Source organism: Pseudomonas baetica, from assembly GCF_051216495.1.
In the GTDB taxonomy this organism is placed as follows: Bacteria; Pseudomonadota; Gammaproteobacteria; order Pseudomonadales; family Pseudomonadaceae; genus Aquipseudomonas; species Aquipseudomonas baetica_B.
The window spans coordinates 97,335-121,995 of sequence record NZ_JBPKAM010000004.1 but is presented as its reverse complement, the minus strand read 5'-3'; the positions used below and the strand labels follow the sequence as shown (position 1 = coordinate 121,995).

At 60.2% G+C, this 24,661-nt stretch carries 20 protein-coding genes; 14 read left to right on the top strand and 6 right to left on the bottom strand.

Annotation, left to right across the window (positions count from 1 at the left end):
• Positions 1 to 143: 143 nt before the first annotated feature.
• The gene (locus ACSFE6_RS03595; RefSeq protein WP_435426304.1) at positions 144 to 1,019 is read right to left on the bottom strand and encodes an MBL fold metallo-hydrolase; all 876 of its coding nucleotides are present in this window, start codon (positions 1,017 to 1,019) and stop codon (positions 144 to 146) included.
• A gap of 114 nt (positions 1,020 to 1,133) precedes the next feature.
• Between ACSFE6_RS03595 and ACSFE6_RS03590 the strand changes: the two genes are divergently transcribed.
• Both ACSFE6_RS03590 and ACSFE6_RS03585 read left to right on the top strand, forming a co-directional pair.
• Positions 1,134 to 2,039, top strand: coding sequence for a LysR family transcriptional regulator (locus ACSFE6_RS03590; protein ID WP_435426303.1), 906 nt, complete (start codon positions 1,134 to 1,136; stop codon positions 2,037 to 2,039).
• A 217-nt stretch (positions 2,040 to 2,256) separates the two neighbouring features.
• On the top strand, positions 2,257 to 2,433 hold the full coding sequence (locus ACSFE6_RS03585) for a hypothetical protein (protein WP_435426302.1): 177 nt from the start codon (positions 2,257 to 2,259) through the stop codon (positions 2,431 to 2,433).
• Positions 2,434 to 2,441: 8 nt separating this feature from the next.
• On the opposite strand, the gene ACSFE6_RS03580 is transcribed toward ACSFE6_RS03585, so the two are convergent.
• Positions 2,442 to 3,338: a helix-turn-helix domain-containing protein gene (locus ACSFE6_RS03580; RefSeq protein WP_435426301.1), complete on the bottom strand. Its 897-nt coding sequence runs from the start codon at positions 3,336 to 3,338 to the stop codon at positions 2,442 to 2,444.
• Positions 3,339 to 3,520: 182 nt separating this feature from the next.
• On the opposite strand from ACSFE6_RS03580, the gene pobA reads away from it, so the two are divergent.
• Positions 3,521 to 4,714 carry a 4-hydroxybenzoate 3-monooxygenase gene (pobA, locus tag ACSFE6_RS03575; protein WP_435426300.1) on the top strand — a complete coding sequence of 398 codons (1,194 nt, stop codon included), beginning with the start codon at positions 3,521 to 3,523 and terminating at the stop codon, positions 4,712 to 4,714.
• Between the two features lie 79 nt (positions 4,715 to 4,793).
• On the top strand, positions 4,794 to 6,311 hold the full coding sequence (locus tag ACSFE6_RS03570) for an MDR family MFS transporter (RefSeq protein ID WP_435426299.1): 1,518 nt from the start codon (positions 4,794 to 4,796) through the stop codon (positions 6,309 to 6,311).
• A 107-nt stretch (positions 6,312 to 6,418) separates the two neighbouring features.
• Here ACSFE6_RS03570 and ACSFE6_RS03565 read toward each other — a convergent pair whose 3' ends face one another.
• The 4 genes from ACSFE6_RS03565 to ACSFE6_RS03550 form a co-directional block, all read right to left on the bottom strand.
• On the bottom strand, positions 6,419 to 7,267 hold the full coding sequence (locus tag ACSFE6_RS03565) for a cache domain-containing protein (RefSeq protein WP_435426298.1): 849 nt from the start codon (positions 7,265 to 7,267) through the stop codon (positions 6,419 to 6,421).
• Between the two features lie 145 nt (positions 7,268 to 7,412).
• The gene (locus ACSFE6_RS03560) at positions 7,413 to 8,297 is read right to left on the bottom strand and encodes an ATPase (protein WP_435426297.1); all 885 of its coding nucleotides are present in this window, start codon (positions 8,295 to 8,297) and stop codon (positions 7,413 to 7,415) included.
• Between the two features lie 104 nt (positions 8,298 to 8,401).
• Positions 8,402 to 9,394, bottom strand: a complete 993-nt coding sequence (locus ACSFE6_RS03555) for an NAD-dependent epimerase/dehydratase family protein (protein ID WP_435426296.1) — start codon at positions 9,392 to 9,394, stop codon at positions 8,402 to 8,404.
• A gap of 96 nt (positions 9,395 to 9,490) precedes the next feature.
• Entirely contained in the window at positions 9,491 to 10,390 is a 900-nt protein-coding gene (locus ACSFE6_RS03550) for a LysR family transcriptional regulator ArgP (RefSeq protein WP_435426295.1), read from the bottom strand.
• Positions 10,391 to 10,486: 96 nt separating this feature from the next.
• Here ACSFE6_RS03550 and ACSFE6_RS03545 point away from each other — a divergent pair, with 96 nt between their 5' ends.
• The 10 genes from ACSFE6_RS03545 to ACSFE6_RS03500 all read left to right on the top strand — a co-directional run bounded on the left by ACSFE6_RS03545 (position 10,487) and on the right by ACSFE6_RS03500 (position 24,602).
• A complete protein-coding gene (locus tag ACSFE6_RS03545; RefSeq protein ID WP_435426294.1) occupies positions 10,487 to 10,888 on the top strand; it encodes an ACT domain-containing protein in 402 nt (133 codons plus the stop codon).
• A 5-nt stretch (positions 10,889 to 10,893) separates the two neighbouring features.
• Complete coding sequence (locus ACSFE6_RS03540; RefSeq protein WP_435426293.1) at positions 10,894 to 11,496, top strand: LysE/ArgO family amino acid transporter; 603 nt, start codon at positions 10,894 to 10,896, stop codon at positions 11,494 to 11,496.
• A 177-nt stretch (positions 11,497 to 11,673) separates the two neighbouring features.
• Positions 11,674 to 12,270 carry a superoxide dismutase gene (locus ACSFE6_RS03535; protein WP_008022038.1) on the top strand — a complete coding sequence of 199 codons (597 nt, stop codon included), beginning with the start codon at positions 11,674 to 11,676 and terminating at the stop codon, positions 12,268 to 12,270.
• A 399-nt stretch (positions 12,271 to 12,669) separates the two neighbouring features.
• Positions 12,670 to 14,721, top strand: coding sequence for a putative bifunctional diguanylate cyclase/phosphodiesterase (locus ACSFE6_RS03530; protein WP_435426292.1), 2,052 nt, complete (start codon positions 12,670 to 12,672; stop codon positions 14,719 to 14,721).
• Positions 14,722 to 14,965: 244 nt separating this feature from the next.
• The gene (locus tag ACSFE6_RS03525; RefSeq protein WP_435426291.1) at positions 14,966 to 16,321 is read left to right on the top strand and encodes an imelysin family protein; all 1,356 of its coding nucleotides are present in this window, start codon (positions 14,966 to 14,968) and stop codon (positions 16,319 to 16,321) included.
• A 188-nt stretch (positions 16,322 to 16,509) separates the two neighbouring features.
• Positions 16,510 to 17,937: a di-heme oxidoredictase family protein gene (locus ACSFE6_RS03520; protein ID WP_435426290.1), complete on the top strand. Its 1,428-nt coding sequence runs from the start codon at positions 16,510 to 16,512 to the stop codon at positions 17,935 to 17,937.
• 27 nt (positions 17,938 to 17,964) lie between these two features.
• Positions 17,965 to 19,029: an imelysin family protein gene (locus tag ACSFE6_RS03515; protein WP_435426289.1), complete on the top strand. Its 1,065-nt coding sequence runs from the start codon at positions 17,965 to 17,967 to the stop codon at positions 19,027 to 19,029.
• Positions 19,030 to 19,043: 14 nt separating this feature from the next.
• Positions 19,044 to 20,144, top strand: a complete 1,101-nt coding sequence (locus tag ACSFE6_RS03510) for a DUF1513 domain-containing protein (RefSeq protein WP_435426288.1) — start codon at positions 19,044 to 19,046, stop codon at positions 20,142 to 20,144.
• A gap of 256 nt (positions 20,145 to 20,400) precedes the next feature.
• A complete protein-coding gene (locus ACSFE6_RS03505) occupies positions 20,401 to 21,549 on the top strand; it encodes an efflux RND transporter periplasmic adaptor subunit (RefSeq protein WP_435426287.1) in 1,149 nt (382 codons plus the stop codon).
• Between the two features lie 14 nt (positions 21,550 to 21,563).
• On the top strand, positions 21,564 to 24,602 hold the full coding sequence (locus tag ACSFE6_RS03500) for a multidrug efflux RND transporter permease subunit (RefSeq protein ID WP_435426286.1): 3,039 nt from the start codon (positions 21,564 to 21,566) through the stop codon (positions 24,600 to 24,602).
• Positions 24,603 to 24,661 lie beyond the last annotated feature (59 nt).

Sequence of the window (24,661 nt, the reverse complement as noted above, 5' to 3'; positions counted from 1 at the left end):
GCGGGGAGTGGGGGGGGAAATGGGGGTGGGGGGTTTTTGTGGTGTTTTTCTGGGGGGGTTGGGGTGGGTTTGGGTGGCAACAAAGGGGTTTGTGGGGGGGGGCACCCCCCCCCCCCCCCACAAAAGCCGCTAAGTAAAGCGGGTTACCACTTCATCTCACCCTTGGCGACCTTGGCACTCAGCTCCAGCGAACTTTCTTCGCCCAGTGCCGGGAAGCGTTTTTTCATCGCGGCGATCAAGGCGGCGGAATCCTTGGACCTGGCGGTTTCTTCGTCGAAGGCTTTGATGTAGTCGGCGGTGAACTGCACAGCAGACAGAGACCGGGCGCTCTCGCCGAGGTAGTGACCCGGCACGACGGTGTTCGGTTTCAGGGTTTCGATCGAATGCAGCGTAGCCAACCAATCGGCATGGGACTGCGGTGTCTGGGTATCGGCCATCCACACGTGGATGTTTTCAGCCACGACCACACCACCGACCACGGCCTTGATCGACGGAATCCAGACAAAGCTGCGATCCGGTTGTTTGCCTTCCAGACCGACCACCTGCAACTTCTGCCCTTCGAGGATCAGGCTGTCACCCTTGAGTACATCCGGCACGATGGTTTTGGCTGGCGCGTCAGCCCCCAGCTTCGGCCCCCAGAACGCCCGCTTGCCTTCGACGGTTTGTTTGATGTGATCCACGGTTGGCTGCGACGCGAGCACCTTGGCCTTGGGGAATGCAGCGGTCAGAGTGTCGAGACCGAAGTAGTAATCCGGGTCGCCGTGGCTGATGTAGATGGTGGTCAGTTGCTTGCCGCTGGCGCGGATTTTTTCCACCACCTGTTCGGCCTGGGATTTGCCGAATTGCGCGTCCACCAATATCGCGTCCTTCTCACCGCTGACCAGCACCGAAGTCACCGGAAAAATCGCTTTATCGCCGGGGTTGTAGACGTCCAGCGTCAGCGTCGAGGCGTTGGTGTGGGCGGCAAAACCCAGGGCGCTGGCGAGGAAAATGCGTATGAGAGAGGTGAAGCCGATCATCTGTTGCTCCGTGGTCCGAATGCCATGCTTGGCGATGAACGAGAGCTTAGTTGCCTGACTCAGTACAAAAAATGCGATGCTTGGACATAGTTTGTTTCTGAAATCGGGCAAATCATGGATCGTCTACAAACAATGCGGGTGTTCGTCACGGTGGTCGACCTCGGCAGCCAGTCGGCCGCCGCCGATCATCTGGAGCTGTCGCGGCCGGTGGTTTCCCGCTATCTGGCGGAACTGGAGGATTGGGTCGGCGCGCGCCTGATGCACCGCACCACCCGCAAGTTGAGCCTGACCGCTGCCGGCAGCGAAGTGCTGCCCCGATGTCGACAGATGCTTGAGTTGTCCACCGACATGCAAGCCGCCGTCAGCGAGCCGGACGAAGCGCCGCGCGGCCTGCTGCGGATCAGCGTCAGCACTTCGTTCGGACAGGCGCAATTGGCCGATGCGATGGCGGCCTACGTCAAACGCTACCCCGGCGTCAGCATCGACCTGCAGATGCTCGACCGCACGGTAAACCTGGTGGATGAGCGCATCGACCTGGCGATTCGCACCAGCAGCGACCTGGACCCCAACCTGATCGCGCGTCGACTGACCGTCTGCCGTTCGGTGATCTGCGCCGCCCCTGCTTACCTTCGCGAGCATTCGACGCCGCAACGGGTCGAAGACCTGAGCCAGCACAATTGCCTGACCCACTCCTACTTCGGCAAAAGCCTCTGGCATTTCGAACAGGATGGCGAGCAGGTCTCGGTGCCGGTACAGGGCAATATCAGCGCCAACGAAGCCAGCACGTTGCTGCGAGCAGCGATGGCCGGCGCCGGGGTGGCGATGCTGCCCACTTATCAGGCCGGGGTGCACATCCATAGCGGTGAACTGGTTCGCCTGCTGCCCCGGGCCGAACCGCGGCAAATGAATGTGTACGCGGTGTATGCCTCGCGAAAACACATGTCGGCGGCGTTGCGCAGCCTGCTGGATTTTCTGGTGGTGAGGTTTCCCGAGGAGCCTGCGTGGGATGCTGGCCTGTAAACACTGTCCCTGTGGGAGCTGGCTTGCCGGCGATGGCGTCGGCACATTCAACAATGATGCTGACTGACAGTCTGCTATCGCTGGCAAGCCAGCTCCCACAGGGAACATCAGTGTTCTGAATACCGGCTTACAACCGCATGCCGGACCGCTGGCATCTCACCACCCCTGACCTATGCTCAAGGTAATACCCAAGGGTATTCGTTCAGAGGTCCATGCCATGAACACCAGAACAAGAAGATACCTCGCCATTTTCATCACCTGCGCGGTGACGCTCGGCTTATACGGCGCCGCAGCCTGGCGCGTAGAGCAGTTGCGCAACCTGCCCCGTGAATACGCCAGCTGCAATTTCGAGCGCTGCATTCCCCACAACGCGACCCTCAACGCCTTGCGTTAAAGAAGGCGTCAGGACCGGTTGTCCTGATCCGCCTTCAAGCGGTCGCGAAAGGCCTTGGGCGAAATGCCTACCCGTCGCCGGAACAGGCGCGTGAAGTTGGTCGGGTCCGAGAACCCCAACACGTCCGACATCTCATAAATGGTCATGCTGGTGTAGGTCAGCAAGCGCTTGGCCTCCAGCAACTGCCGTTCGTGCATGATCTGCAACGCCGGCTGCCCCGCCAGCTCGCGGCAAGTGCCATTGAGGTGGGACACGGAAATGCCCAATCGATGGGCCAGGTCTTCGACCTTGACGTGCTGGCGATAGGTCTCTTCCACCAGTTGAATGAAACCGTTGAGGTATTCCCGGGCACGCTGCGGCCGTTGTGTGGCCGAGTGGCGCTGGATCACCTGGCGGCTGACCCACACCATGATCACGCTGACCAGCGAATGCATGAGCATTTCCCGCGCCGGTTGGTGACCGGTGTACTCGGTTTGCAAGGCCGAAAACAGGCTGTTGAGGTACTCGCTGTCCTTGCCGGCCAGATAGCTTTCAGCCTGCGCCAGGGCATTGACCGAGTTACCCAGTTGCGCCTGGAGATGGGCGACCAATGGCGCGGCCAGGGTCACGACGAATCCTTCGACGTCTTCGGAAAAACGATAGCCATGCACCGATAACGGTGGCATGACCAGAATCGCCGGTTCGCTCAGTTGCGTACGTTTGCCTTCGATTTCAAGCTCTGCCTGACCTTTGAAAACGAAGAGTAACTGGCATAGATCGGCGTGGCGGTGGGGTTTGATTTCCCATTGATGTTCGCGGCTGCGTTTGGAGATGGTTTCACAGTGCAGCAAGTCCGGGGTTGGCCAATCCAGGCTTTCACCGTAGAGCTTGAACACTGGAATCGAAGGCAGGTCAGGCTTGTTCATCACTTCAATCCAGGCCTCGGAATTAGATGAAGGGCGATAATCGCACCGATTGGCAAAATGTACAGGTATCTGCTCAGTTTTCACCTTCAATTGACAGACCCGCGAAGGAAAAATGCAAGCACTCGATCCATAAAAATCACTCACCGGCCCTGGTCGCGTGAAGCTTGCGAGTCATAACAACAATGAAAATGCTGAAAACCCAAGTTGCCATCATCGGTGCCGGTCCCTCCGGCCTTTTACTCGGTCAATTGCTGCACAACGCCGGTATCGACACCCTGATACTCGAACGCCAGGCGCCGGATTACGTACTCGGGCGCATCCGTGCGGGCGTCCTCGAGCAAGGCATGGTAGAGCTGTTGCGCCAGGCCGGTGTGGGTCAGCGCATGGATGCCGAAGGGTTGGTCCATGGCGGATTCGAACTGGCTCTCGATGGTCGTCGCGTACACATCGATCTGCAAGCCCTCACCGACGGCAGGACCGTGATGATCTACGGTCAGACCGAAGTCACCCGCGACTTGATGGCCGCTCGTCGGGAGGCCGGTGCGCAGACGATTTATCAAGCCAGCAACGTCGTGCCCCACGGCATGAAAACTGAAGAATGCTTCGTCACTTTCGAGAAGGATGGCGAGCAGTACCGACTCGATTGCGAATACATCGCCGGTTGCGACGGTTTCCACGGTGTGGCGCGTCAGTCGATTCCCGCCGATTGCCTGAAGGTGTTCGAACGGGTCTATCCGTTTGGCTGGCTAGGCATCCTGGCCGACACCCCGCCGGTCCACGAGGAGCTGGTCTACGCTCGCCACGAACGCGGCTTCGCCCTGTGCAGCATGCGCTCGGCAACGCGCACCCGTTATTACCTGCAGGTCCCGGCCGATGAAAAGGTCGAGGACTGGTCTGATCAACGCTTCTGGGATGAACTCAAGACCCGTCTGCCAGATGACTTGGCTGAAAAACTGGTGACCGGATCGTCCATCGAAAAAAGCATCGCGCCGCTGCGCAGCTTCGTGGTCGAACCCATGCAGTACGGACGGATGTTCCTGGTCGGCGACGCCGCGCACATTGTCCCGCCCACTGGGGCCAAGGGCTTGAACCTGGCGGCCAGCGACGTCAGTACCTTGTTCAATATCCTGCTGAAGGTTTACCGGGAAAACCGTGTCGATTTTCTGGGGAAATACTCCGAAATCTGCCTGCGACGGGTATGGAAAGCCGAGCGGTTTTCCTGGTGGATGACCTCGATGTTGCACCGTTTCGACGATCACGATGCCTTCAGCCAACGCATCGCCGAATCGGAGCTGAGTTACTTCGTCGATTCCGAAGCCGGTCGAAAATCCATCGCAGAAAATTACGTCGGGCTTCCTTATGAGGCTATCGAATAGGCCCCTATCGACTTACACTGGCGAGCATCCCCGCTCGCCTTTGCCTCTTGCGGGTCAATCACTGCCCGCAGGTTCTGCCGTGACCAATCTCAATCATCCCGAAACGCCCAAACCGGCCATTCGCAGCGTGCTGGTCGCCCTGATGATGGCGATCTTTCTCGGCGCGCTGGACCAGACCATCGTCGCCGTGTCGATGCCGGCCATTTCCGCGCAATTCAAGGACGTCAGCCTGTTGGCCTGGGTGATTTCCGGGTACATGGTGGCGATGACCGTGGCGGTGCCGATCTACGGCAAACTGGGCGATCTTTACGGACGGCGCAAGTTGATGCTGTTCGGCATGGGGCTGTTCACCCTGGCATCGCTGTTCTGCGGCATGGCCCAGAGCATGGAGCAACTGGTGCTGGCGCGGATTTTCCAGGGCATCGGCGCGGGCGGGATGATTTCCGTCAGCCAGGCGATCATCGGTGACATCGTGCCGCCGCGAGAGCGCGGTCGTTATCAAGGCTATTTCAGCAGCATGTACGCGGTGGCCAGCGTGGCCGGTCCGGTACTCGGCGGGTACATGACCGAATACCTGTCCTGGCGTTGGGTGTTTCTGATCAATCTGCCGCTGGGGCTCGGCGCCTGGTGGGTGGCCCGACGTAATCTGGTGGGGCTACCGGTTCCGCAGCGCAAACCGGTCATCGATTACCTCGGCACATTGCTGATGATTATCGGCCTGACCGCGCTGTTGCTCGGTATCACTCAGGTTGGTCAGGGGCATTCATGGCGCAGCAGCGAGGTGCTCGGTCTCTTCGCCTGTGCCGTGCTGATTCTGGCGGTATTTGTCTGGCATGAGCGTCGTGCGCGGGAGCCGTTGCTGCCGATGCACCTGTTCGCCAACCGCAATGCCCTATTGTGTTGGTGCACGATTTTCTTCACCAGTTTCCAGGCCATTTCGCTGATCGTGCTGATGCCGCTGCGCTTCCAGAGCGTCACGGGCGCCGGGGCCGACAGCGCCGCGCTGCATTTGCTGCCATTGGCCATGGGTTTGCCGATTGGCGCATATTTCGCCGGGCGCCGCACCTCAGTAACCGGTCGCTACAAACCGCAGATTCTCACCGGCGCGATCCTGATGCCGATCTCGATCCTCGGCATGGCCTTTAGCCCGCCCCAGGCCTTTGTGTTGAGCAGCCTGTTCATGCTGCTTAGCGGGATCGCCTCGGGCATGCAATTCCCGACCTCGCTGGTGGGTACGCAGAATTCCGTGGAACAACGGGACATCGGTGTCGCCACCAGCACCACCAACCTGTTCCGTTCGCTGGGCGGTGCGGTGGGTGTGGCGTTGATGTCGGCATTGCTGCTGGCGCTGTTGCAGGATTCGAGCTTCGCGCACCTGGCCAGCTCGTCGCTCATGAACGAGGGGCATTCGGGCAATGTCTTGCTGGACGGCTTGAACGCCGCCCCGGGAGATGCGCAGAACGCCTTGCGCGCCGAGCTGCTGCTGACCTTCCGGCATTTGCTGATGGTCAGTGCGGCGGTGTCGCTGCTGGGGCTCGCGGCGGCGATTGCCATGCCGAACATGTTGTTGCGGGGGCGGGAGGACAAGGTTCGGTAGAAAGACCGCGTCGCCATCATTCGCGAGCAGGCTCGCTCCCACAGGAGTTGCGCAGTCCTTGTGGGAGCGAGCCTGCTCGCGAAGGCGTCATCACATACATCACATATTCAAGGGCTGTAATACCCCACAGCCACCAGCAAATGCCCAACCTTTTTCAGGTAAGCATGCTTGTCCTCGACCTTCGAGGTCACCGGGTTCTTCCAGCGGTAGTCGTACTCGCCATAATCCTGCTGGCTCATCAGCGCCAGGATCGGCTCGCCCACCGGCTTGCCTTCCGGGTCCTTGATTTTGCCGAAGTCGCTGTTGATCAAGCGCAGGTTGGTGCCGTGGGCGACATAACGCTGGGTGTTGAGGTCGACGACAAACACATACAAGTCATCCTGCAGATAGCCGCCCTTGAGCGAGTTGATCGCCGTCAAGGTACCCTTCTCGTCCTTGGCCAGATCGGTCGCCGCTTTATTGAGCAAGGCCATGGCCTGTTCCGCCGACGCCCGTGGCAGGTAATAGCCGACCGCGATAATCCGCTGGCCGATGCGCTGGTAGTACACGTGCTTGCGCTCGACCTTGCCATCGCCCCAGTTCTGCCAACGGTATTCTGCCTGTTGAATGCCATTGCCCTCCGGCACGCTCAGGGCGTTCTTGAAGGACTTCTGCAGATCCGGCCCCAGGACCTCCGACACATCCCGCCCGATCAGCGCCGCTGATGGCCCGCCGCTGGCCAGCATCACACCCTTGGTGTCGACGACAAACACATATCGGTCCTTGTCGACGAATTCGCCCTGACGGCTGAACGCGGCGAAGGCCTTGTCGCCATTGTCGTGGTAGTACGCCAGGGCCTTTTCCAGCAGGGCGATGGCCGCCTGACTGTCGGCCTTTTCCGTGCTGGCGGCCTGAACCTGGCCCAGACTCAACAGCAGCATGCTGCCCAACCAGGCCAATTTGTGCAGAAACCCCATGGCGCATCCCCCGCTCTTGTTGGTGTTTCAAGAGCGTAGACGGCAATGGGGCATACATGGATATTCAGCGGATCGCGATGTGCAGGAACTGCTTTTGTGGGGAGGGAGCTTGCTCCCTCGCCACAGGTGTTCTGCATACAGCCTATTACTGCCTTGCGCGCAGTTGCTGTTGCAGGTTCTGGATCTGCGCTTGAAGGGTGTTGATGTTGCGGGTGACCTGGCTACGGAAAGCGTCGAATTCCGCGGTGTTGGTCGAGCCTTGGGCCGGCGTCGGACGGTTGTCCTGCTGGCTTTTGAGGATGACGACTTCCTGCTCCAGCCGATCGATGGCGGCGCTCGGATTGCCTTGCTTCTTCAATGCGCTGATGTCGGCACCGAGGCTTTTCAGTTGCGCGTCGAATTTTTCAGAGTCCGCAGGAGCGGCTTTCAGCGCAGCCACGTCGCCAATCAAGACTTTGACCTGGGCCTGCAATTGCGTGTTGACGGCCTGTTGCTCGGTGCCTTGAGCCGTACCCTGAGTGGTGACCTGCGCGAGGCGTTTGTCCAGTTCGGTGGTTTGCGCGGTCATCTGTGCCAGACGCTTGTCCAGATCCGAGGTCTGACCCGCTACGCCTTGCTGCTGCTTGCTCTGATCCTGCAGTTTGCTTTCCAGCTGCCTGATTTGCAGCTTCAAGGCTTCGCTGTCGCTGGTGACATTAGTCTGGCTGGCGACCACCTTGCCGGAAATGTCTTGCAAGCGCCCCGCCGCTTCCTCACTGATGCGCGCGAAACTTTCCTGGGTCGCCACCAGTTGCTGCTCCATCAGCGAAATCTGCTGAAAGCTCCACCAGGCCAGGCCGGCGAACGCAAAGAACAATGCGCCGACCAGCGCCCACAACGGTCCGGTGCTCGCACTCTTGACCTTGACCACGGGCGCTGGGCGCGAATGCACGGAGGTACGCGTGGTGGGTACAAAATCATCGTCGTCGAGGCTGTCGGCACGCAGGCTCGGTATATCGAAGTCGTCGTTGGCATCGTTACGCATGGACATTGAGTCAACCTTTGTGAAACGGTGATGGCGTGATGCGGCGAGTATAACTCCCACAGCCGCACCGATTGACCCTCAACCCCGGAGTCGGTTCAGTGTGGGGCCGCTCAGCGAATGTCCTGGGCCTTCCACCAACTGCAGAACTCGTCGAGGGCGGTCCACAGGCTGACCTTCGGGTCGTAATCCAGATAATGCCGGGCGCGGCTGATGTCCAGGGTGAAATTTTTGTTCATGACCTGCATGCCCAGTCGCGACAACGTAGGTTCAGGTCGACCCGGCCATACCTTGCACACCCCTTCATTGAGCGCTGCAACGGTGTAGGCCAAACCGTAGGAACGGTAGCGCGTAACCTGTGGGACTTCCATTTTGCGCATGACGTAATTGACCACGTCCCACAAAGGAATCGGGGCTCCGTTGCTGATGTTGTAGACCTTGCCCAAGGCCGACCCCGTGGCCAGCAAACTGCTGAGCAAGGCTTCGTTGAGGTTCTGCACGCTGGTGAAATCGGCCTTGTTCAGACCGTTACCGATGATGGCCAGGCGTCCCTTGCGCTGCATGTTCAGCAGGCGCGGGAAAATGCTCATGTCGCCAGCCCCCGTCACGAAACGCGGGCGCAGCGCGAGGGTTTCCAGGCCGAATTCCTGGGCGCCGAACACCTTTTGCTCGGCCAGGTATTTGGTGGCGGCGTAGGGATGCTTGAAGCGCTTGGGCACCTGTTCTTCAGTCAAGCCCAAGTGGTCGCGGCCGTCGAAGTAGATCGATGGCGAAGACAAATGCACCAGCCGTCGAACCCGCTGCTTCAGACAGGCTTCGACAACGTTCTCGGTGACCTGGACGTTGCCTAGATGAAAATCCTGATAGCGCCCCCACAGGCCGACTGCACCGGCGCAATGCACCACGACTTCGACGTCGGCGCACAGCTCACGTGCGAGTTCGGGGTCGCTCAGGTCGCCCTGGACGAATTCGGCGCCACGGCGCACCAAATGCTCCACACCTTCGGCCCGGCGACCGTTGACCCGCACGTCCAGGCCCTGCTCCAGGGCGAAACGCGCAAAGCGCCCGCCGATGAAGCCGCTTGCGCCGGTAACCAGAATTTTCATGAGGTATTCCTTCGGATACAGCTGCAAGCTTCAAGCTTCAAGCTGCAAGTTAAATATGATGCGCAGTTTTTTCTCTTGCCGCTTGCAGCTTGACGCTTAAAGCTGCCCGAAGGGCACGAGGCATTGCTTCGACGCGCGCACCAATTGATCGGTGAGCAAGCCCAGTAACTGGCCGCCATTGCGCCAATGATGCCAGTACAGCGGCACGTCGATCGGCTTATCTGGCAAAAGCTCCAGCAAAGTGCCGCGCTCCAGTTGTTCGCGAACCTGAAGCTCGGGCACCAACCCCCAGCCGAGGCCGGCTTCGGTGAGACGAATGAAGCCTTCGGACGATGGGCACAAGTGGTGTTCGAATCCGCCATCGACACCGAGCGATGCCAGGTAGCGATGCTGCAGGAAGTCATCCGGACCAAAGACCAGTGCCGGGGTGCGGGCCAACTGGTCAGCGCGCACGCCCTGTGGAAAATGCCGGGCGATAAAAGCCGGGCTGGCCAAGGCGCGATAGCGCATCGCCCCGAGCAATACACTGCGGGCACCCGCCACCGGTCGCTCGCTGGCACACAGGCAGGCGGCTACTTCCCCGGCGCGCATGCGTTTCAGGCCGACGGTCTGGTCTTCGACGATCAGGTCCATCAGTAAATGTTGCTCTGCGCAAAAGTCGCCCACGGCCTGTGCCCACCAGGTCGCCAGACTGTCGGCGTTCAACGCGATACGCAGACGCTCCGGCAGCCCCTCTTCGTCCAGCGCCGGTACCAGGCTTTGCAAATCACGCTCAAGCAATCGCACCTGCTGCACATGGTTGAGCAGGCGCCGGCCAATCTCGGTCGGAGATGGCGGCGTCCCTCGCACCAACACCGGTTGGCCCACTCGCGCCTCGAGCAACTTAATGCGCTGGGAGATTGCGGACTGCGATAACCCCAGCACCTGCGCAGCCCGTTCGAAACCTGCCTGCTCGACCACCGCGGCCAGGGCAGAAAGCAATTTATAGTCGAACATCAGTTTTCCTAATGAGCGATCAGCACTATTGGTTTTTCTTATACAGCGTCCTGCCGGAAAATGGCCAGCAAGAACTCTTGAACAGGAAACATCGACATGGCTGGCGAAACATCATTGGCAACGCTGCTGCGCAGCATGAGCCCGCAACTCAACGCCGGCGAATACGTATTCTGTACCTTGCGCGACGGGCAATTACCCACAGGCCTGGACATCATTGGCAGCTTTCGTGAACAGGAAGGCCTGACGGTCATTCTCGAACGCTCCCACGCCGAACGTGCCGGTTTCAGTTTCGATTACGTCGCGGCCTGGATCACCTTGAACGTGCACTCGGCCCTCGAAGCCGTCGGCCTGACGGCCGCATTCGCCACGGCATTGGGCAACGCCGGCATCAGTTGCAACGTGATCGCCGGCTATTACCACGACCATTTGTTCGTCGGCCAGGCCGACGCCGAGCGCGCCCTGCAAGTGCTGCGCGACCTCGCAGCCAACGCGGAGTAACCACCATGTGGCAAAGCTATGTAAATGGCCTGTTGGTGGCCTTCGGACTGATCATGGCGATCGGCACCCAGAACGCTTTCGTCCTGGCCCAGAGTCTGCGACGTGAGCATCACCTGCCAGTAGCGGCGCTCTGCGTGGCGTGCGATGCAATTCTGGTGGCCGCCGGGGTATTCGGTCTGGCAACGGTGCTGGCGCAGAATCCGACCCTGCTGGCGATTGCCCGTTGGGGTGGCGCTGCGTTTTTGGTGTGGTACGGCAGCCAGGCATTGCGCCGGGCCTTTTCAAAGCAAAGTCTGCAACAGGGGGAAAACCAGACCGTTCGTTCGCTGCGGGCAGTGATGCTCAGCGCATTGGCCGTGACCCTGCTTAACCCGCATGTGTATCTGGACACCGTTTTACTGATCGGCTCCCTCGGCGCGCAACAAACCGAACCCGGTGCTTATGTGGTGGGAGCGGCCAGTGCTTCGTTGCTGTGGTTCTTTACCCTGGCCCTGGGTGCTGCGTGGCTGGCGCCATGGCTGGCTCGACCCAGTACCTGGCGCATTCTTGATCTGTTGGTCGCCGTGATGATGTTTGCGGTAGCGCTGCAACTGATCATGGCCAGCTAAGTTATTCCAAACAGCTCTGGAACCTCTATTCCACACAGTTGTTGCGTGGTTATGCCGCACCCCCGGTGCTATGATCCGAGACCTGCGCCGCAAAGAGTACAAAACTCACCGGCGCTTGTCTGGCCGCCCGTGATCGGCCTTGCGCCCACCGCAACTGACCTGATTAGGAGATCCACCATGGCTTTCGAATTGCCGCCACTGCCTTACGCACACGATGCACTGCAGCCGCACATTTCCAAGGAAACTCTGGAATTTCACCACGACAAGCACCACAACACCTATGTCGTGAACCTGAACAACCTGGTGCCAGGCACCGAGTTCGAAGGCAAGACCCTGGAAGAAATCGTCAAGACTTCCTCGGGCGGCATCTTCAACAACGCTGCTCAGGTCTGGAACCACACTTTCTACTGGAACTGCCTGGCGCCAAACGCTGGCGGTCAACCTACCGGCGCACTGGCTGAAGCCATCAACGCGGCTTTCGGTTCGTTCGACAAGTTCAAGGAAGAGTTCAGCAAGACCTCCATCGGCACCTTCGGTTCCGGCTGGGGCTGGCTGGTGAAAAAGGCTGACGGTTCCCTGGCCCTGGCCAGCACCATCGGCGCCGGCAACCCGCTGACCAACGGCGACACTCCGCTGCTGACCTGCGACGTCTGGGAACACGCCTACTACATCGACTACCGCAACCTGCGTCCAAAATACGTCGAAGCATTCTGGAACCTGGTTAACTGGAAATTCGTGGCTGAGCAGTTCGAAGGTAAAACCTTCACCGCTTAAGCTCGATGCCAGTCAAAAAACCCGGCTTTATGCCGGGTTTTTTTATGGAACGATAAACGGCTGCGTCATTGGTCGTCTTCACGAGCTGGCTCGCACACAGTGGATAGCCCAAAATCATGAAACGGGCCAAATTCCCACGATGAAACCTGCCTTAAACCCCTTGCTCCGACGCCATGGCCGTCTAACATCAAACAGACGGAAAATATCTCCACATCCCCCCCTCAAGTTGAAGGACTCGACTACCGACACAGTGCTAATCGGACAATTACTCGGACAACAGCATATCGGCCAAGCTGCAGGCAAAACTCCCCATGGATGATTGTCCCTTTGACTGCCATCACGGGATTGCCAATACTCATGGCAACTTGATGCTACCCGCACGGAACAAGGAATAACCCTTTGAAGCTGGAACTCAAGAACAGCTTGTCGGTGAAGTTGCTCCGGGTCGTGCTCCTGTCGGCATTGATCGTCGGCGTGGTCTTGAGCTGCGCACAGATCGTTTTCGATGCCTATAAAACACGCCAGGCCGTCGCCGGCGATGCCGAACGCATCCTCGACATGTTCCGCGACCCTTCGACCCAAGCCGTCTACAGCCTGGACCGGGAAATGGGCATGCAGGTGATCGAAGGCCTGTTTCAGGACGACGCCGTACGCCAGGCCTCCATCGGCCACCCCAACGAAGCCATGCTCGCGCAAAAATCCCGCGAGTTGCAGCAGTCCAACAGTCGCTGGCTGACCGACCTGATCCTGGGCAAGGAGCGCACGTTCACCACGCAATTGGTGGGACGAGGCCCCTACAGCGAGTATTACGGTGACTTGAGCATCACCCTCGACACAGCGACCTACGGGCAAGGTTTTATCGTCAGTTCGGTGATCATCTTTATTTCCGGCGTGTTGCGTGCCCTGGCCATGGGGCTGGTGTTGTATCTGGTCTACCACTGGCTGCTGACCAAACCGCTGTCGCGGATCATCGAGCATCTGACCGAAATCAATCCGGATCGCCCCAGCGAGCACAAGATTCCCCTGCTCAAGGGCCACGAAAAGAACGAGTTGGGCATCTGGATCAACACGGCCAACCAGTTGCTGGAATCCATCGAGCGCAACACCCATCTGCGCCACGAAGCGGAAAACAGCCTGTTACGCATGGCTCAGTACGATTTCCTCACGGGCTTGCCCAACCGCCAGCAATTGCAATCGCAACTGGACAAGATCCTCGTCGACGCCGGCAAACTGCAGCGGCGGGTCGCGGTGTTGTGTGTCGGTCTTGATGATTTCAAGGGCATCAACGAACAGTTCAGCTACCAGACCGGCGACCAGTTGCTGCTGGCCCTGGCCGATCGCCTGCGGGCACACAGCGGACGCCTGGGTGCCCTCGCCCGTCTCGGCGGCGACCAGTTCGCCCTGGTGCAGGCCGACATCGAACAACCCTACGAAGCCGCGGAACTGGCGCAAAGCATTCTCGATGACCTGGAAGCGGCCTTTGCCCTCGATCATCAGGAAATCCGCCTGCGCGCCACCATCGGCATCACGCTGTTCCCCGAAGACGGCGACAGCACCGAGAAGCTGCTGCAAAAAGCCGAGCAGACCATGACCCTGGCCAAGACTCGCTCGCGCAACCGCTATCAGTTCTACATCGCCAGCGTCGATACCGAGATGCGCCGCCGCCGCGAACTGGAAAAAGACCTGCGCGATGCCCTGGCCCGCGAGCAGTTCTTCCTCGTCTATCAACCGCAGATCAGCTACCGCGATCACCGGGTGGTCGGCGTCGAGGCATTGATTCGCTGGCAACACCCGGAGCACGGGCTGGTTCCGCCGGACCTGTTCATCCCCCTGGCCGAACAGAACGGCACCATCATTGCCATTGGCGAGTGGGTGCTGGATCAGGCCTGCAAGCAATTGCGCGACTGGCATGACCAAGGCTTCAGCGACCTGCGCATGGCGGTGAACCTGTCCACCGTGCAACTGCACCACGCCGAATTGCCGCGGGTGGTCAACAACCTGCTGCAGATGTATCGCCTGCCACCACGCAGCCTGGAGCTGGAGGTCACCGAAACCGGCCTGATGGAAGACATCAGCACCGCCGCACAGCACCTGCTCAGCCTGCGTCGCTCCGGCGCGCTGATCGCGATTGACGACTTCGGTACGGGCTACTCGTCACTGAGCTATCTGAAAAGCCTGCCGCTGGACAAGATCAAGATCGACAAGAGCTTCGTACAGGACCTGCTCGATGACGACGACGATGCGACCATCGTTCGCGCCATCATCCAGCTGGGCAAAAGCCTGGGCATGCAGGTGATCGCCGAGGGCGTGGAAACCGCCGAGCAAGAGGCCTACATCATCTCCGAAGGCTGCCACGAAGGTCAGGGTTATCACTACAGCAAACCGCTGCCGGCCAGGGAGTTGGGGGCTTATTTGAAGCAAGCCCAGCGCAGTAACGCCGCTATTTGGTAATTGCAGCCATCTGATCCCTGTAGGAGCGAGCATGCTCGCGATGAACGCAAGGACACTGCGGGGCTTCAGGTTCCCAGCGTTATCGTTGACCTCCATCGCGAGCATGCTCGCTCCTACAAGCCTGTCTGAATAAGAAATATTTCCAAGCACAACCCTTTACACATAATGCGAAAGATTTGCATTATGTCGCAGTTTTGCGCGCCGGTCGCGCCATACCACCCCCTCTCGAAGCAGGATGTTCGCCATGATTCGTATGCCTCTGGCTACCGCCAGTCTGTTGGCCATCGCTATTTCCCTCGCCGGCTGCGGCGAAGGCAAAGACAAAGAAAAAGCTGCCGCGCCTGCGCCAGCCGCCAGCACTGCTGCTGCCCCGGCTACTCCAGCCGCCGCGCCTGCCGCTGCCGGCAAGGTCGATGAAGCCGCCGCCAAAGCCGTTGTCGCGCACTACGCCGACATCGTTTTCGCGGTCTACAGCGATGCCGAATCCACTGCGAAGACCCTGCAAACCGCCGTCGACGCCTTCCTCGCCAAACCGAACGCCGACACCCTGAAAGCCGCCAAGGCTGCCTGGATCGCGGCCCGTGTTCCTTACCTGCAGAGTGAAGTATTCCGCTTCGGCAACACCATCATCGACGACTGGGAAGGTCAGGTGAACGCCTGGCCACTGGACGAAGGCCTGATCGACTACGTCGACAAATCCTACGAGCACGCGCTGGGTAACCCGGGCGCCACTGCCAACATCATCGCCAATACCCAGATCCAGGTCGGCGAAGACAAGATCGACGTGAAGGAAATCACCCCGGAAAAACTCGCCAGCCTGAACGAGCTGGGCGGTTCCGAGGCCAACGTCGCCACCGGCTACCACGCCATCGAATTCCTGCTCTGGGGCCAGGACCTGAACGGCACCGGCCCTGGCGCCGGCAACCGTCCGGCTTCGGACTACCTGGAAGGCAAAGGCGCAACCGGCGGCCACAACGACCGTCGTCGCGCTTACCTGAAGTCCGTGACCCAACTGCTGGTCAGCGACCTGGAGGAAATGGTCGGTAACTGGAAGCCGAACGTGGCCGACAACTACCGCGCCACCCTGGAAGCCGAGCCGGCTGAAAGCGGCCTGCGCAAAATGCTGTTCGGCATGGGTAGCCTGTCCCTGGGCGAACTGGCGGGCGAGCGCATGAAGGTTTCCCTGGAAGCCAACTCCCCGGAAGACGAACACGACTGCTTCAGCGACAACACCCACAATTCGCAGTTCTACGATGCCAAAGGCGTTCGTAACGTGTACCTGGGCGAATACACCCGTGTAGACGGCACCAAAATGACCGGCGCCAGCCTGTCGTCCCTGGTAGCCAAAATCGACCCGGCCGCCGACACCGCGTTGAAAGCCGACCTGGCTGCGACCGAAGCCAAGATGCAGGTCATCGTCGACCACGCCAACAAGGGTGAGCACTACGACCAACTGATCGCTGCCGGCAACACCGCTGGCAACCAGATCGTCCGTGACGCCATCGCATCCCTGGTCAAGCAGACCGGTTCGATCGAGGCCGCCGCCGGCAAGCTGGGCATCGCCGACCTGAACCCGGACAACGCTGATCACGAATTCTGATCAACGCTGGCTGAATAAAAAGGCGACCTTCGGGTCGCCTTTTTTGTACCTGTCATTCGCTCCCACAGGGGGTTGTGGTGTATTCATGAATAATGCCCCACATCAAGTAAACGATAATTCCTCTTATTCAAAACCCCCTGCCCTGTTAGACTTTGCGCCCTCGTTTTACTCGTCTTGCAGGATGTCTGATGCCCCCGCTGCCTCTTCGCTTGTCCGCACTGTTTCTGGCCCTGGGCCTGAGTGCCTGCGATGACGCCCCGCGTTTTACCCAGGCAGAACCCGGTGAAGCCCGCTCCGGGGGCAGCACGACCGTGCGCAAGACCGATCAAAATGCCTTCTCGCTGCCATCAGCCAACCTGCCACCCTCGCGACGCGTGGACTTCAGCGTCGGCAACAGTTTCTTTCGCAATCCCTGGGTGATCGCCCCGTCGACCACCACCGCCCGCGACGGCCTCGGCCCGTTGTTCAACACCAATGCCTGCCAGGGCTGCCATATCAAGGATGGCCGTGGTCATCCGCCTGCACCCGATGCACAGAATGCCGTGTCGATGCTGGTACGACTGTCGATTCCCGATGCCCCGGCCTACGCCAAAATCATCGAGCAACAAGGCGTGGTGCCGGAGCCGGTCTACGGCGGGCAATTCCAGGACATGGCGGTGCCCGGCGTCGTCCCGGAAGGCAAGGTGCGGGTCGATTACACGCCGGTGCCGGTGCGCTTCAAGGACGGAACGGAAGTCGAACTGCGCAAGCCGACCTTGAACATCACACAGCTGGGCTATGGCGCGATGCATCCCGACACCCGTTTTTCGGCCCGGGTGGCACCGCCGATGATTGGCCTGGGTCTGCTGGAAGCCATTCCGGAAGCGGCCATCCTGGCCAATGCCGAGGCCCAGGCGAAGGAAAACAACGGTATCGCCGGTCGCCCGAACCAGGTCTGGGATGATGCCCGGCAAGAAACCGTCCTCGGGCGATTTGGCTGGAAGGCCGGGCAACCGAACCTCAATCAACAAAATGTGCACGCGTTTTCCGGTGACATGGGCCTCACGACCAGCCTGCGTCCCTTTGATGACTGCACCGATGCGCAAACCGCCTGCAAGCAAGCACCGAATGGCAACGGCGCCGATGGCGAGCCGGAAGTCAGCGACAACATCCTGCGCCTGGTGCTGTTCTATACCCGCAATCTCGCCGTCCCGGCGCGCCGTGATGTCGGCGCGCCTGAAGTGCTGGCCGGCAAGAATCTGTTTTACCAGGCCGGATGCCAGTCCTGTCACACACCGAAATACACCACCACTGCCAACGCCGCCGAACCTGAACTGGCCAATCAGGAAATTCGCCCTTATACCGATCTGCTGCTGCACGACATGGGCGACGGCCTGGCCGACAACCGTTCCGAATTCCAGGCCGGTGGCCGCGACTGGCGCACGCCGCCGTTGTGGGGCATCGGCTTGACCGAAGCGGTCAGTGGCCACACCCAGTATTTGCATGACGGCCGTGCCCGCAACCTGCTCGAAGCCGTGCTCTGGCATGGCGGCGAGGCAAAAGCGGCACAGCAACAGGTTTTGACTTTCAATGCCGAGCAGCGCGCTGCGTTGCTGGCATTTTTGAATTCCCTTTAATACGCATTCCACCCGCGGGAGCCCGACATGTTCCGTCCCAAACTGTTGTTCACCAGCCTTGCTGCGCTAGCCCTGGGCGCCTGTTCGCCGCAGGACCCGCAGGCCGTCACGTCGGCTGCCATCGCCAAGTCGGTGATTCTGCCGACCTATACCCGCTGGGTTGAAGCCGACCGTCAACTGGCCGTCAGCGCCCTCGCCTATTGCGAAGGCAAGGAAACCCTGGAAACCGCCCGTGCCGACTTCCTGCATGCGCAGAAAGCCTGGGCTGAGTTGCAACCGCTGCTGATCGGGCCGCTGGCCGAGGGCAACCGTTCGTGGCAGGTGCAGTTCTGGCCGGACAAGAAGAACCTGGTTGGCCGTCAGGTCGAACAATTGGTCACCGCACAGCCACAGATCGACGCCACCGCACTGGCCAAGTCCAGCGTTGTGGTTCAAGGTCTGTCGGCCTATGAGTACATTCTGTTCGACAGCAAGCCTGACGTGGCCAATGCCGAGCAGAAAGCCAAGTACTGCCCGCTATTGATCGCCATCGGTGAGCGTCAGAAACAGCTGGCCGAAGAGATCCTGAAAACCTGGAACAACACCGACGGCATGCTCGCGCAGATGAGCAAATTCCCCAACCAGCGCTATGCCGACTCCCACGAAGCCATCGCCGATCTGCTGCGCGTGCAAGTCACCGCCCTCGACAGCCTGAAGAAAAAACTCGGCACGCCGATGGGCCGTCAGACCAAGGGCGTGCCGCAACCGTTCCAGGCCGACGCGTGGCGCAGCCAGTCGTCCCTGACGAGCATGGAAGCCAGCCTCGCTGCCGCCAAAACGGTGTGGGAAGGTGTCGACAACAAAGGTATTCGCGGCTTGCTGCCAAGCGATCAGAAGCCATTGGCCGACAAGATCGACGCCGCCTATGCCGCGTCGCTGAAACTGTTCGCCAGCAACCAGCGTTCATTGACCGAAATGCTCAATGACGACGCCGGTCGCCAGCAACTCAACGATATCTACGACAGCCTCAACGTCGTCCACCGCCTGCACGAAGGCGAACTGGCCAAGGCGCTGGGCATCCAACTGGGCTTCAACGCCAACGACGGTGACTGATGAGGGCAAGTGCCATGCTGCGACGCCAGGCTCTGACTTTAGGTAGTTTGCTGCTGGGAGCAGTAACACTGGGCGGCTGGACGCTGTTCAAGCGCAAGGATCAGAGCCCTCTGTTGCTCTCGGCACGGGACGATACCGACGGCAGGCACTATGCCGTCGGATATCGGCTGGATGGTACCCGGGTGTTTGCCACCCGGGTCGGGCAGCGCTGCCATGACATCATCAACCACCCGACGCTGCCGATCGCCCTGTTCGTCGCTCGGCGTCCGGGGACCGAGAGCTACCTGATCGACTTGCGTGACGGGACGCTGCTGCAAACCGTGACGTCGCAGCCGAACCGGCACTTCTATGGTCACGCGGTGATCCACCACAGTGGCGACTGGCTGTATGCCACTGAGAATGACACCACGGATCCGGGTCGCGGCTTGCTCGGCGTGTACAAGTTCGAAGGCGAACGCCTGGTGCACAGCGGCGAGATCCCGACCCATGGCCTGGGCCCGCATCAGGTATCGTGGATGCCCGATGGCGAAACCCTGGTAGTGGCCAATGGCGGGATTCGCACCGAGGCTGAAAGCCGCGTCGACATGAACCTCAACGCCATGGAGCCAAGCCTGGTGCTGATGCAACGCGACGGCACGCTACTGAGCAAGGAAACCCTCGCCCAGCAGATGAACAGCGTGCGCCACCTGGGCATTGCCAGCGATGGCACCATCGTTGCCGGCCAGCAATTCATGGGGGCAGCCCATGAGCAGTCGGAGCTGCTGGCGATCAAGCGTCCCGGCCAACCGTTCGTGGCGTTCCCGGTGCCCGAGCACCAACTGCAGGCCATGGGGCATTACACCGCCAGCGTCGCGGTGCACAGTGACTTGCGCCTGGTGGCGTTGACTGCGCCGCGGGGCAACCGCTTCTTCATCTGGGACCTGGACAGCGGCGAAGTGCGCCTGGACGCGCCACTTCCCGATTGCGCCGGAGTGGGTGCGGTGGCCGATGGTTTTGTCGTGACCTCGGGCCAGGGGCGGTGCCGCTACTACGATTGCCGCCAGACAAATTTGGTTGCAAAACCGCTGGAGCTGCCGGCTGGGCTCTGGGACAACCATCTGCACTTGATGGCGTAGTCACACCCTGTAGGAGCGAGCATGCTCGCGATGGACGTCAACGCTGATGCGGGCTGTCTGAATGCCCGCGCTGTCCTGACGTTCTTCGCGAGCATGCTCGCTCCTACAGGTTTTGCGTTCTGCGCAGGCTGCGATCTTTTCAGGGTTTTCACGTTCCAATTCCTCACAAGCTGTAAAAACTGCCAGTTGGATTCCCCTTCCCACTCGCGGTAATGTGCCCCACTGTCTCGCCTGATTTCTCCAAGGAACTGGAAATATGCTGCGTCGCCGCATGCTGATCATGTTGGGTGTTGTTCTGCTGATCGTGCTGGTGCTGGCCGGGTACAAAGCCTTCTCCATCTACACGATGATCCAGGGCTTTTCCGCGCCGAAACCGCCCATCAGCGTCGCCGTGGCCACTGCGACCGAGCGCCCATGGCAAGCCCGCTTGCCCACCGTCGGGACGCTCAAGGCGCTGCAAGGTGTGGACCTGAGCCTGGAGACGGACGGCACCGTCGTCGATGTGCAGTTCGAATCGGGGCAGAAGGTCAAGGCCGGCCAACCCATCGTCCGCCTCGACAGCGCCGTGGAAAGCGCCTTGCTCGAAACCGCCCTGGCCGACCTCGGCCTGGCCCAGGTGGATTACACCCGCGGCAGTCAACTGGTGGGCAGCCAGGCCATTTCCAAGGGCGAATTCGACCGCCTCTCGGCGGTCCTGAAAAAGAGCAAGGCCACGGTCAACCAGCTCAAGGCTGCGCTCGGCAAAAAGAGCATCCTCGCGCCCTTCAGCGGCACCATCGGCATACGCCAGGTGGACGTCGGCGACTACGTGGCCACCGGCACCATGATTGCCACCCTGCAAGACCTCAGCAGCCTCTACGTCGATTTTTTCGTGCCCGAGCAGTCGGTGCCGAAGATTGCCGTCGGCCAGCCGGTGAAGATCATTGTCGCGGCGTTTCCGACCGAGGAGTTCCCCGGCACCATCAGTGCGATCAACCCGAAAGTCGAAAACAGCACGCGCAACGTGCAGGTCCGCGCCACCCTGGCCAACCCTGACGGCAAACTCCTGCCGGGCATGTTCGCCAGCCTGCAAGTCATTTTGCCCGACCCGCAACCGCGTATCCTCGTGCCTGAAAGCGCGATCACCTACACGCTGTACGGCAACTCGGTCTATGTCGCCGCCCCAAAGAAAGCCGAAGACGGCAGCGTGGAAAAAGACGACAAGGGCCAGCCTGTGCTGATCGCCGAACGGCGCTTCGTTGAAACCGGCGAGCGTCGCGATGGCATGGTGATGATCACCAAAGGCGTGCAAAACGGCGAGACGGTCGTGACCGCCGGCCAGATCAAACTGGACAACGGTGCGCACATCGCCATCAGCGACGACAAAACGCTGACCGAGAAGAACAGCCAGCCTCGTGCTGACTGATCAAGGAACCTCCAATGGCTTTTACTGATCCGTTCATCCGCCGCCCGGTGCTCGCCACCGTGGTCAGCCTGCTGATCGTGCTTCTGGGCTTCCAGGCCTGGAGCAAGTTGCCGCTGCGCCAGTACCCGCAAATGGAAAACGCCCTGATCACGGTGACCACCGCGTACCCCGGGGCCAACGCGGAAACCATCCAGGGCTACATCACCCAACCGATGCAACAGAGCCTGGCCAGCGCCGAAGGCATCGACTACATGACCTCGGTCAGTCGCCAGAACTTCTCGGTGATCTCGATCTATGCGCGCATCGGTGCCAATAGCGACCGTTTGTTCACCGAACTGTTGGCCAAGGCCAACGAGGTCAAGAACCAGCTGCCCCAGGACGCCGAAGACCCGGTCCTGAGCAAGGAAGCCGCCGACGCCTCGGCGCTGATGTACATCAGTTTTTTCAGCAAGGAATTGAGCAACCCGCAGATCACCGACTACCTGTCACGGGTCATCCAGCCGAAACTGGCGACCTTGCCAGGCATGGCCGAAGCCGAGATTCTCGGCAACCAGGTATTCGCGATGCGTCTGTGGCTGGACCCGGTGAAGCTCGCCGGTTTCGGCCTGAGTGCCAGCGACGTGACCAACGCCGTGCGCCAATACAACTTTCTCTCCGCCGCCGGTGAAGTGAAAGGCGAGTACGTGGTCACCAGCATCAACGCCAGCACCGAACTCAAATCCGCCGAGGCCTTCGCGGCGATCCCGCTCAAGGTCGACGGTGACAGCCGCGTGCTGCTGCGCGATGTCGCCCGGGTCGAGATGGGCGCGGAAAACTACGACACCATCAGCTCCTTCGGCGGAACACCCTCGGTGTACATCGGCATCAAGGCCACGCCCGGCGCCAACCCGCTCGACGTGATCAAGGAAGTGCGCAAGATCATGCCGGACCTTGAGGCCCAGCTTCCGCCGAACCTCAAGGGGGAAATCGCCTATGACGCCACGCTGTTCATCCAGGCGTCGATCGATGAAGTGGTGAAAACCCTGTTCGAAGCGGTGCTGATCGTGATTGTGGTGGTGTTCCTGTTTCTGGGAGCGCTGCGCTCTGTGGTGATCCCGGTGGTCACCATCCCACTGTCGATGATCGGTGTGATGTTCTTCATGCAGATGATGGGGTACTCGATCAACCTGCTGACGCTGCTGGCGATGGTATTGGCCATCGGCCTGGTGGTGGACGACGCCATCGTGGTGGTGGAAAACATCCACCGGCACATCGAGGAAGGCAAGACGCCGCTGGATGCTGCCCTCGAAGGCGCCCGGGAAATCGCCATGCCGGTCGTGTCGATGACCATCACACTGGCCGCGGTGTACGCGCCGATCGGTTTCCTGACAGGGCTTACCGGGGCGCTGTTCAAGGAGTTCGCCTTGACCCTGGCCGGTGCCGTGGTGATTTCCGGCATCGTTGCCCTGACGCTGTCACCGATGATGTGCGCTTTCCTGCTGCGTCATGACGAAAACCCGAGCGGACTGGCACATCGCCTCGACCTGATCTTCGAAAACCTCAAGCGCCGCTACCAACACCTGCTGCACGGCACACTCAATACCCGGCCGGTGGTGCTGGTGTTTGCCGTCATCGTGCTGTGCCTGATCCCGGTGCTGCTCAAATTCACCAAGTCGGAACTGGCGCCGGATGAGGACCAGGGCATCATTTTCATGATGGCCAACGCCCCGCAACCGACCAACCTCGACTACCTGAACACCTACACCGACGAGTTCATCTCGATCTTCAAGGCGTTTCCCGAGTACTACTCCTCGTTCCAGATCAACGGCTTCAACGGCGTGCAATCGGGCATTGGCGGTTTCCTGCTCAAACCCTGGAACGAGCGCAGCCGGACCCAGATGCAGATCCTGCCCGAGGTTCAGGCCAAGCTTGAGGGTATTCCGGGGCTGCAGATTTTCGGCTTCAACCTGCCTTCCTTGCCAGGTACTGGCGAAGGACTGCCGTTTCAGTTCGTCATCAACACCGCCAACGACTACGAATTGCTGCTGCAAGTGGTGGACCGGGTGAAAAAACGCGCTCTGGAGTCCGGCAAGTTCGCGTTCGTCGACGTCGATCTGGCGTTCGACAAACCCGAAGTCGTGGTGGATATCGATCGCGCCAAGGCCGCGCAAATGGGCGTGTCGATGCAAGATCTGGGCGGAACACTGGCGACTTTGCTGGGTGAAGCGGAAATCAACCGTTTCACCATCGAAGGTCGCAGTTACAAAGTCATCGCCCAGGTTGAACGCCCCTACCGGGATAACCCTGACTGGCTGAACAATTATTATGTCAGGAACACCCAGGGTGAACTGCTGGCCCTGTCGACCCTGATCACCGTAAAGGACCGGGCGCGACCAAGGCAATTGAACCAGTTCCAGCAACTCAACTCGGCCATTCTTTCCGGCGTACCACTGGTCAGCATGGGCGAAGCCATCGACACCGTTCGCCAGATCGCCCGGGAGGAAGCCCCGGTAGGGTTTGCCATCGACTACGCCGGCGCATCGCGACAATACGTGCAGGAAGGCAGCGCATTGTGGGTCACCTTTGCCCTGGCATTGGCCATCATTTTCCTGGTGCTGGCGGCCCAGTTCGAAAGCTTCCGCGACCCGCTGGTGATTCTGGTGACGGTGCCACTGTCGATCTGCGGCGCGCTGATCCCGCTATTCCTCGGCTGGTCGAGCATGAACATCTACACCCAGGTCGGGCTGGTGACACTGATCGGCCTGATCAGCAAGCACGGGATCCTGATCGTCGAGTTCGCCAACCAGCTGCGCAAGGACAAAGGCCTGACACCCCGCGAGGCCGTTGAGGAAGCTGCGTCCATCCGCCTGCGTCCTGTGCTGATGACGACCGCCGCGATGGTATTCGGCATGGTGCCATTGATCATCGCCACGGGCGCGGGAGCGGTCAGCCGGTTCGATATCGGTACGGTGATCGCGACCGGGATGTCGATTGGTACGCTGTTTACGTTGTTTGTGTTGCCGTGTGTCTACACCTTGCTGGCAAAACCCGATAAATCCCACGAACACCCATAACCCCTGTGGGAGCGAGCCTTTGTGGCGAGGGGATTTATCCCCGTTCGACTGCGCAGCAG

Excerpts from the sequence above, each read along its gene's own strand:
- ACSFE6_RS03595 (WP_435426304.1), bottom strand. The coding sequence starts at position 1,019 with ATGATCGGCTTCACCTCTCTCATACGCATTTTCCTCGCCAGCGCCCTG.
- ACSFE6_RS03590 (WP_435426303.1), top strand. The coding sequence starts at position 1,134 with ATGGATCGTCTACAAACAATGCGGGTGTTCGTCACGGTGGTCGACCTC.
- ACSFE6_RS03585 (WP_435426302.1), top strand. The coding sequence starts at position 2,257 with ATGAACACCAGAACAAGAAGATACCTCGCCATTTTCATCACCTGCGCG.
- ACSFE6_RS03580 (WP_435426301.1), bottom strand. The coding sequence starts at position 3,338 with ATGAACAAGCCTGACCTGCCTTCGATTCCAGTGTTCAAGCTCTACGGT.
- pobA (WP_435426300.1), top strand. The coding sequence starts at position 3,521 with ATGAAAATGCTGAAAACCCAAGTTGCCATCATCGGTGCCGGTCCCTCC.
- ACSFE6_RS03565 (WP_435426298.1), bottom strand. The coding sequence starts at position 7,267 with ATGGGGTTTCTGCACAAATTGGCCTGGTTGGGCAGCATGCTGCTGTTG.
- ACSFE6_RS03560 (WP_435426297.1), bottom strand. The coding sequence starts at position 8,297 with ATGTCCATGCGTAACGATGCCAACGACGACTTCGATATACCGAGCCTG.
- ACSFE6_RS03555 (WP_435426296.1), bottom strand. The coding sequence starts at position 9,394 with ATGAAAATTCTGGTTACCGGCGCAAGCGGCTTCATCGGCGGGCGCTTT.
- ACSFE6_RS03550 (WP_435426295.1), bottom strand. The coding sequence starts at position 10,390 with ATGTTCGACTATAAATTGCTTTCTGCCCTGGCCGCGGTGGTCGAGCAG.
- ACSFE6_RS03545 (WP_435426294.1), top strand. The coding sequence starts at position 10,487 with ATGGCTGGCGAAACATCATTGGCAACGCTGCTGCGCAGCATGAGCCCG.
- ACSFE6_RS03540 (WP_435426293.1), top strand. The coding sequence starts at position 10,894 with ATGTGGCAAAGCTATGTAAATGGCCTGTTGGTGGCCTTCGGACTGATC.
- ACSFE6_RS03535 (WP_008022038.1), top strand. The coding sequence starts at position 11,674 with ATGGCTTTCGAATTGCCGCCACTGCCTTACGCACACGATGCACTGCAG.
- ACSFE6_RS03525 (WP_435426291.1), top strand. The coding sequence starts at position 14,966 with ATGATTCGTATGCCTCTGGCTACCGCCAGTCTGTTGGCCATCGCTATT.
- ACSFE6_RS03520 (WP_435426290.1), top strand. The coding sequence starts at position 16,510 with ATGCCCCCGCTGCCTCTTCGCTTGTCCGCACTGTTTCTGGCCCTGGGC.
- ACSFE6_RS03515 (WP_435426289.1), top strand. The coding sequence starts at position 17,965 with ATGTTCCGTCCCAAACTGTTGTTCACCAGCCTTGCTGCGCTAGCCCTG.
- ACSFE6_RS03510 (WP_435426288.1), top strand. The coding sequence starts at position 19,044 with ATGCTGCGACGCCAGGCTCTGACTTTAGGTAGTTTGCTGCTGGGAGCA.
- ACSFE6_RS03505 (WP_435426287.1), top strand. The coding sequence starts at position 20,401 with ATGCTGCGTCGCCGCATGCTGATCATGTTGGGTGTTGTTCTGCTGATC.
- ACSFE6_RS03500 (WP_435426286.1), top strand. The coding sequence starts at position 21,564 with ATGGCTTTTACTGATCCGTTCATCCGCCGCCCGGTGCTCGCCACCGTG.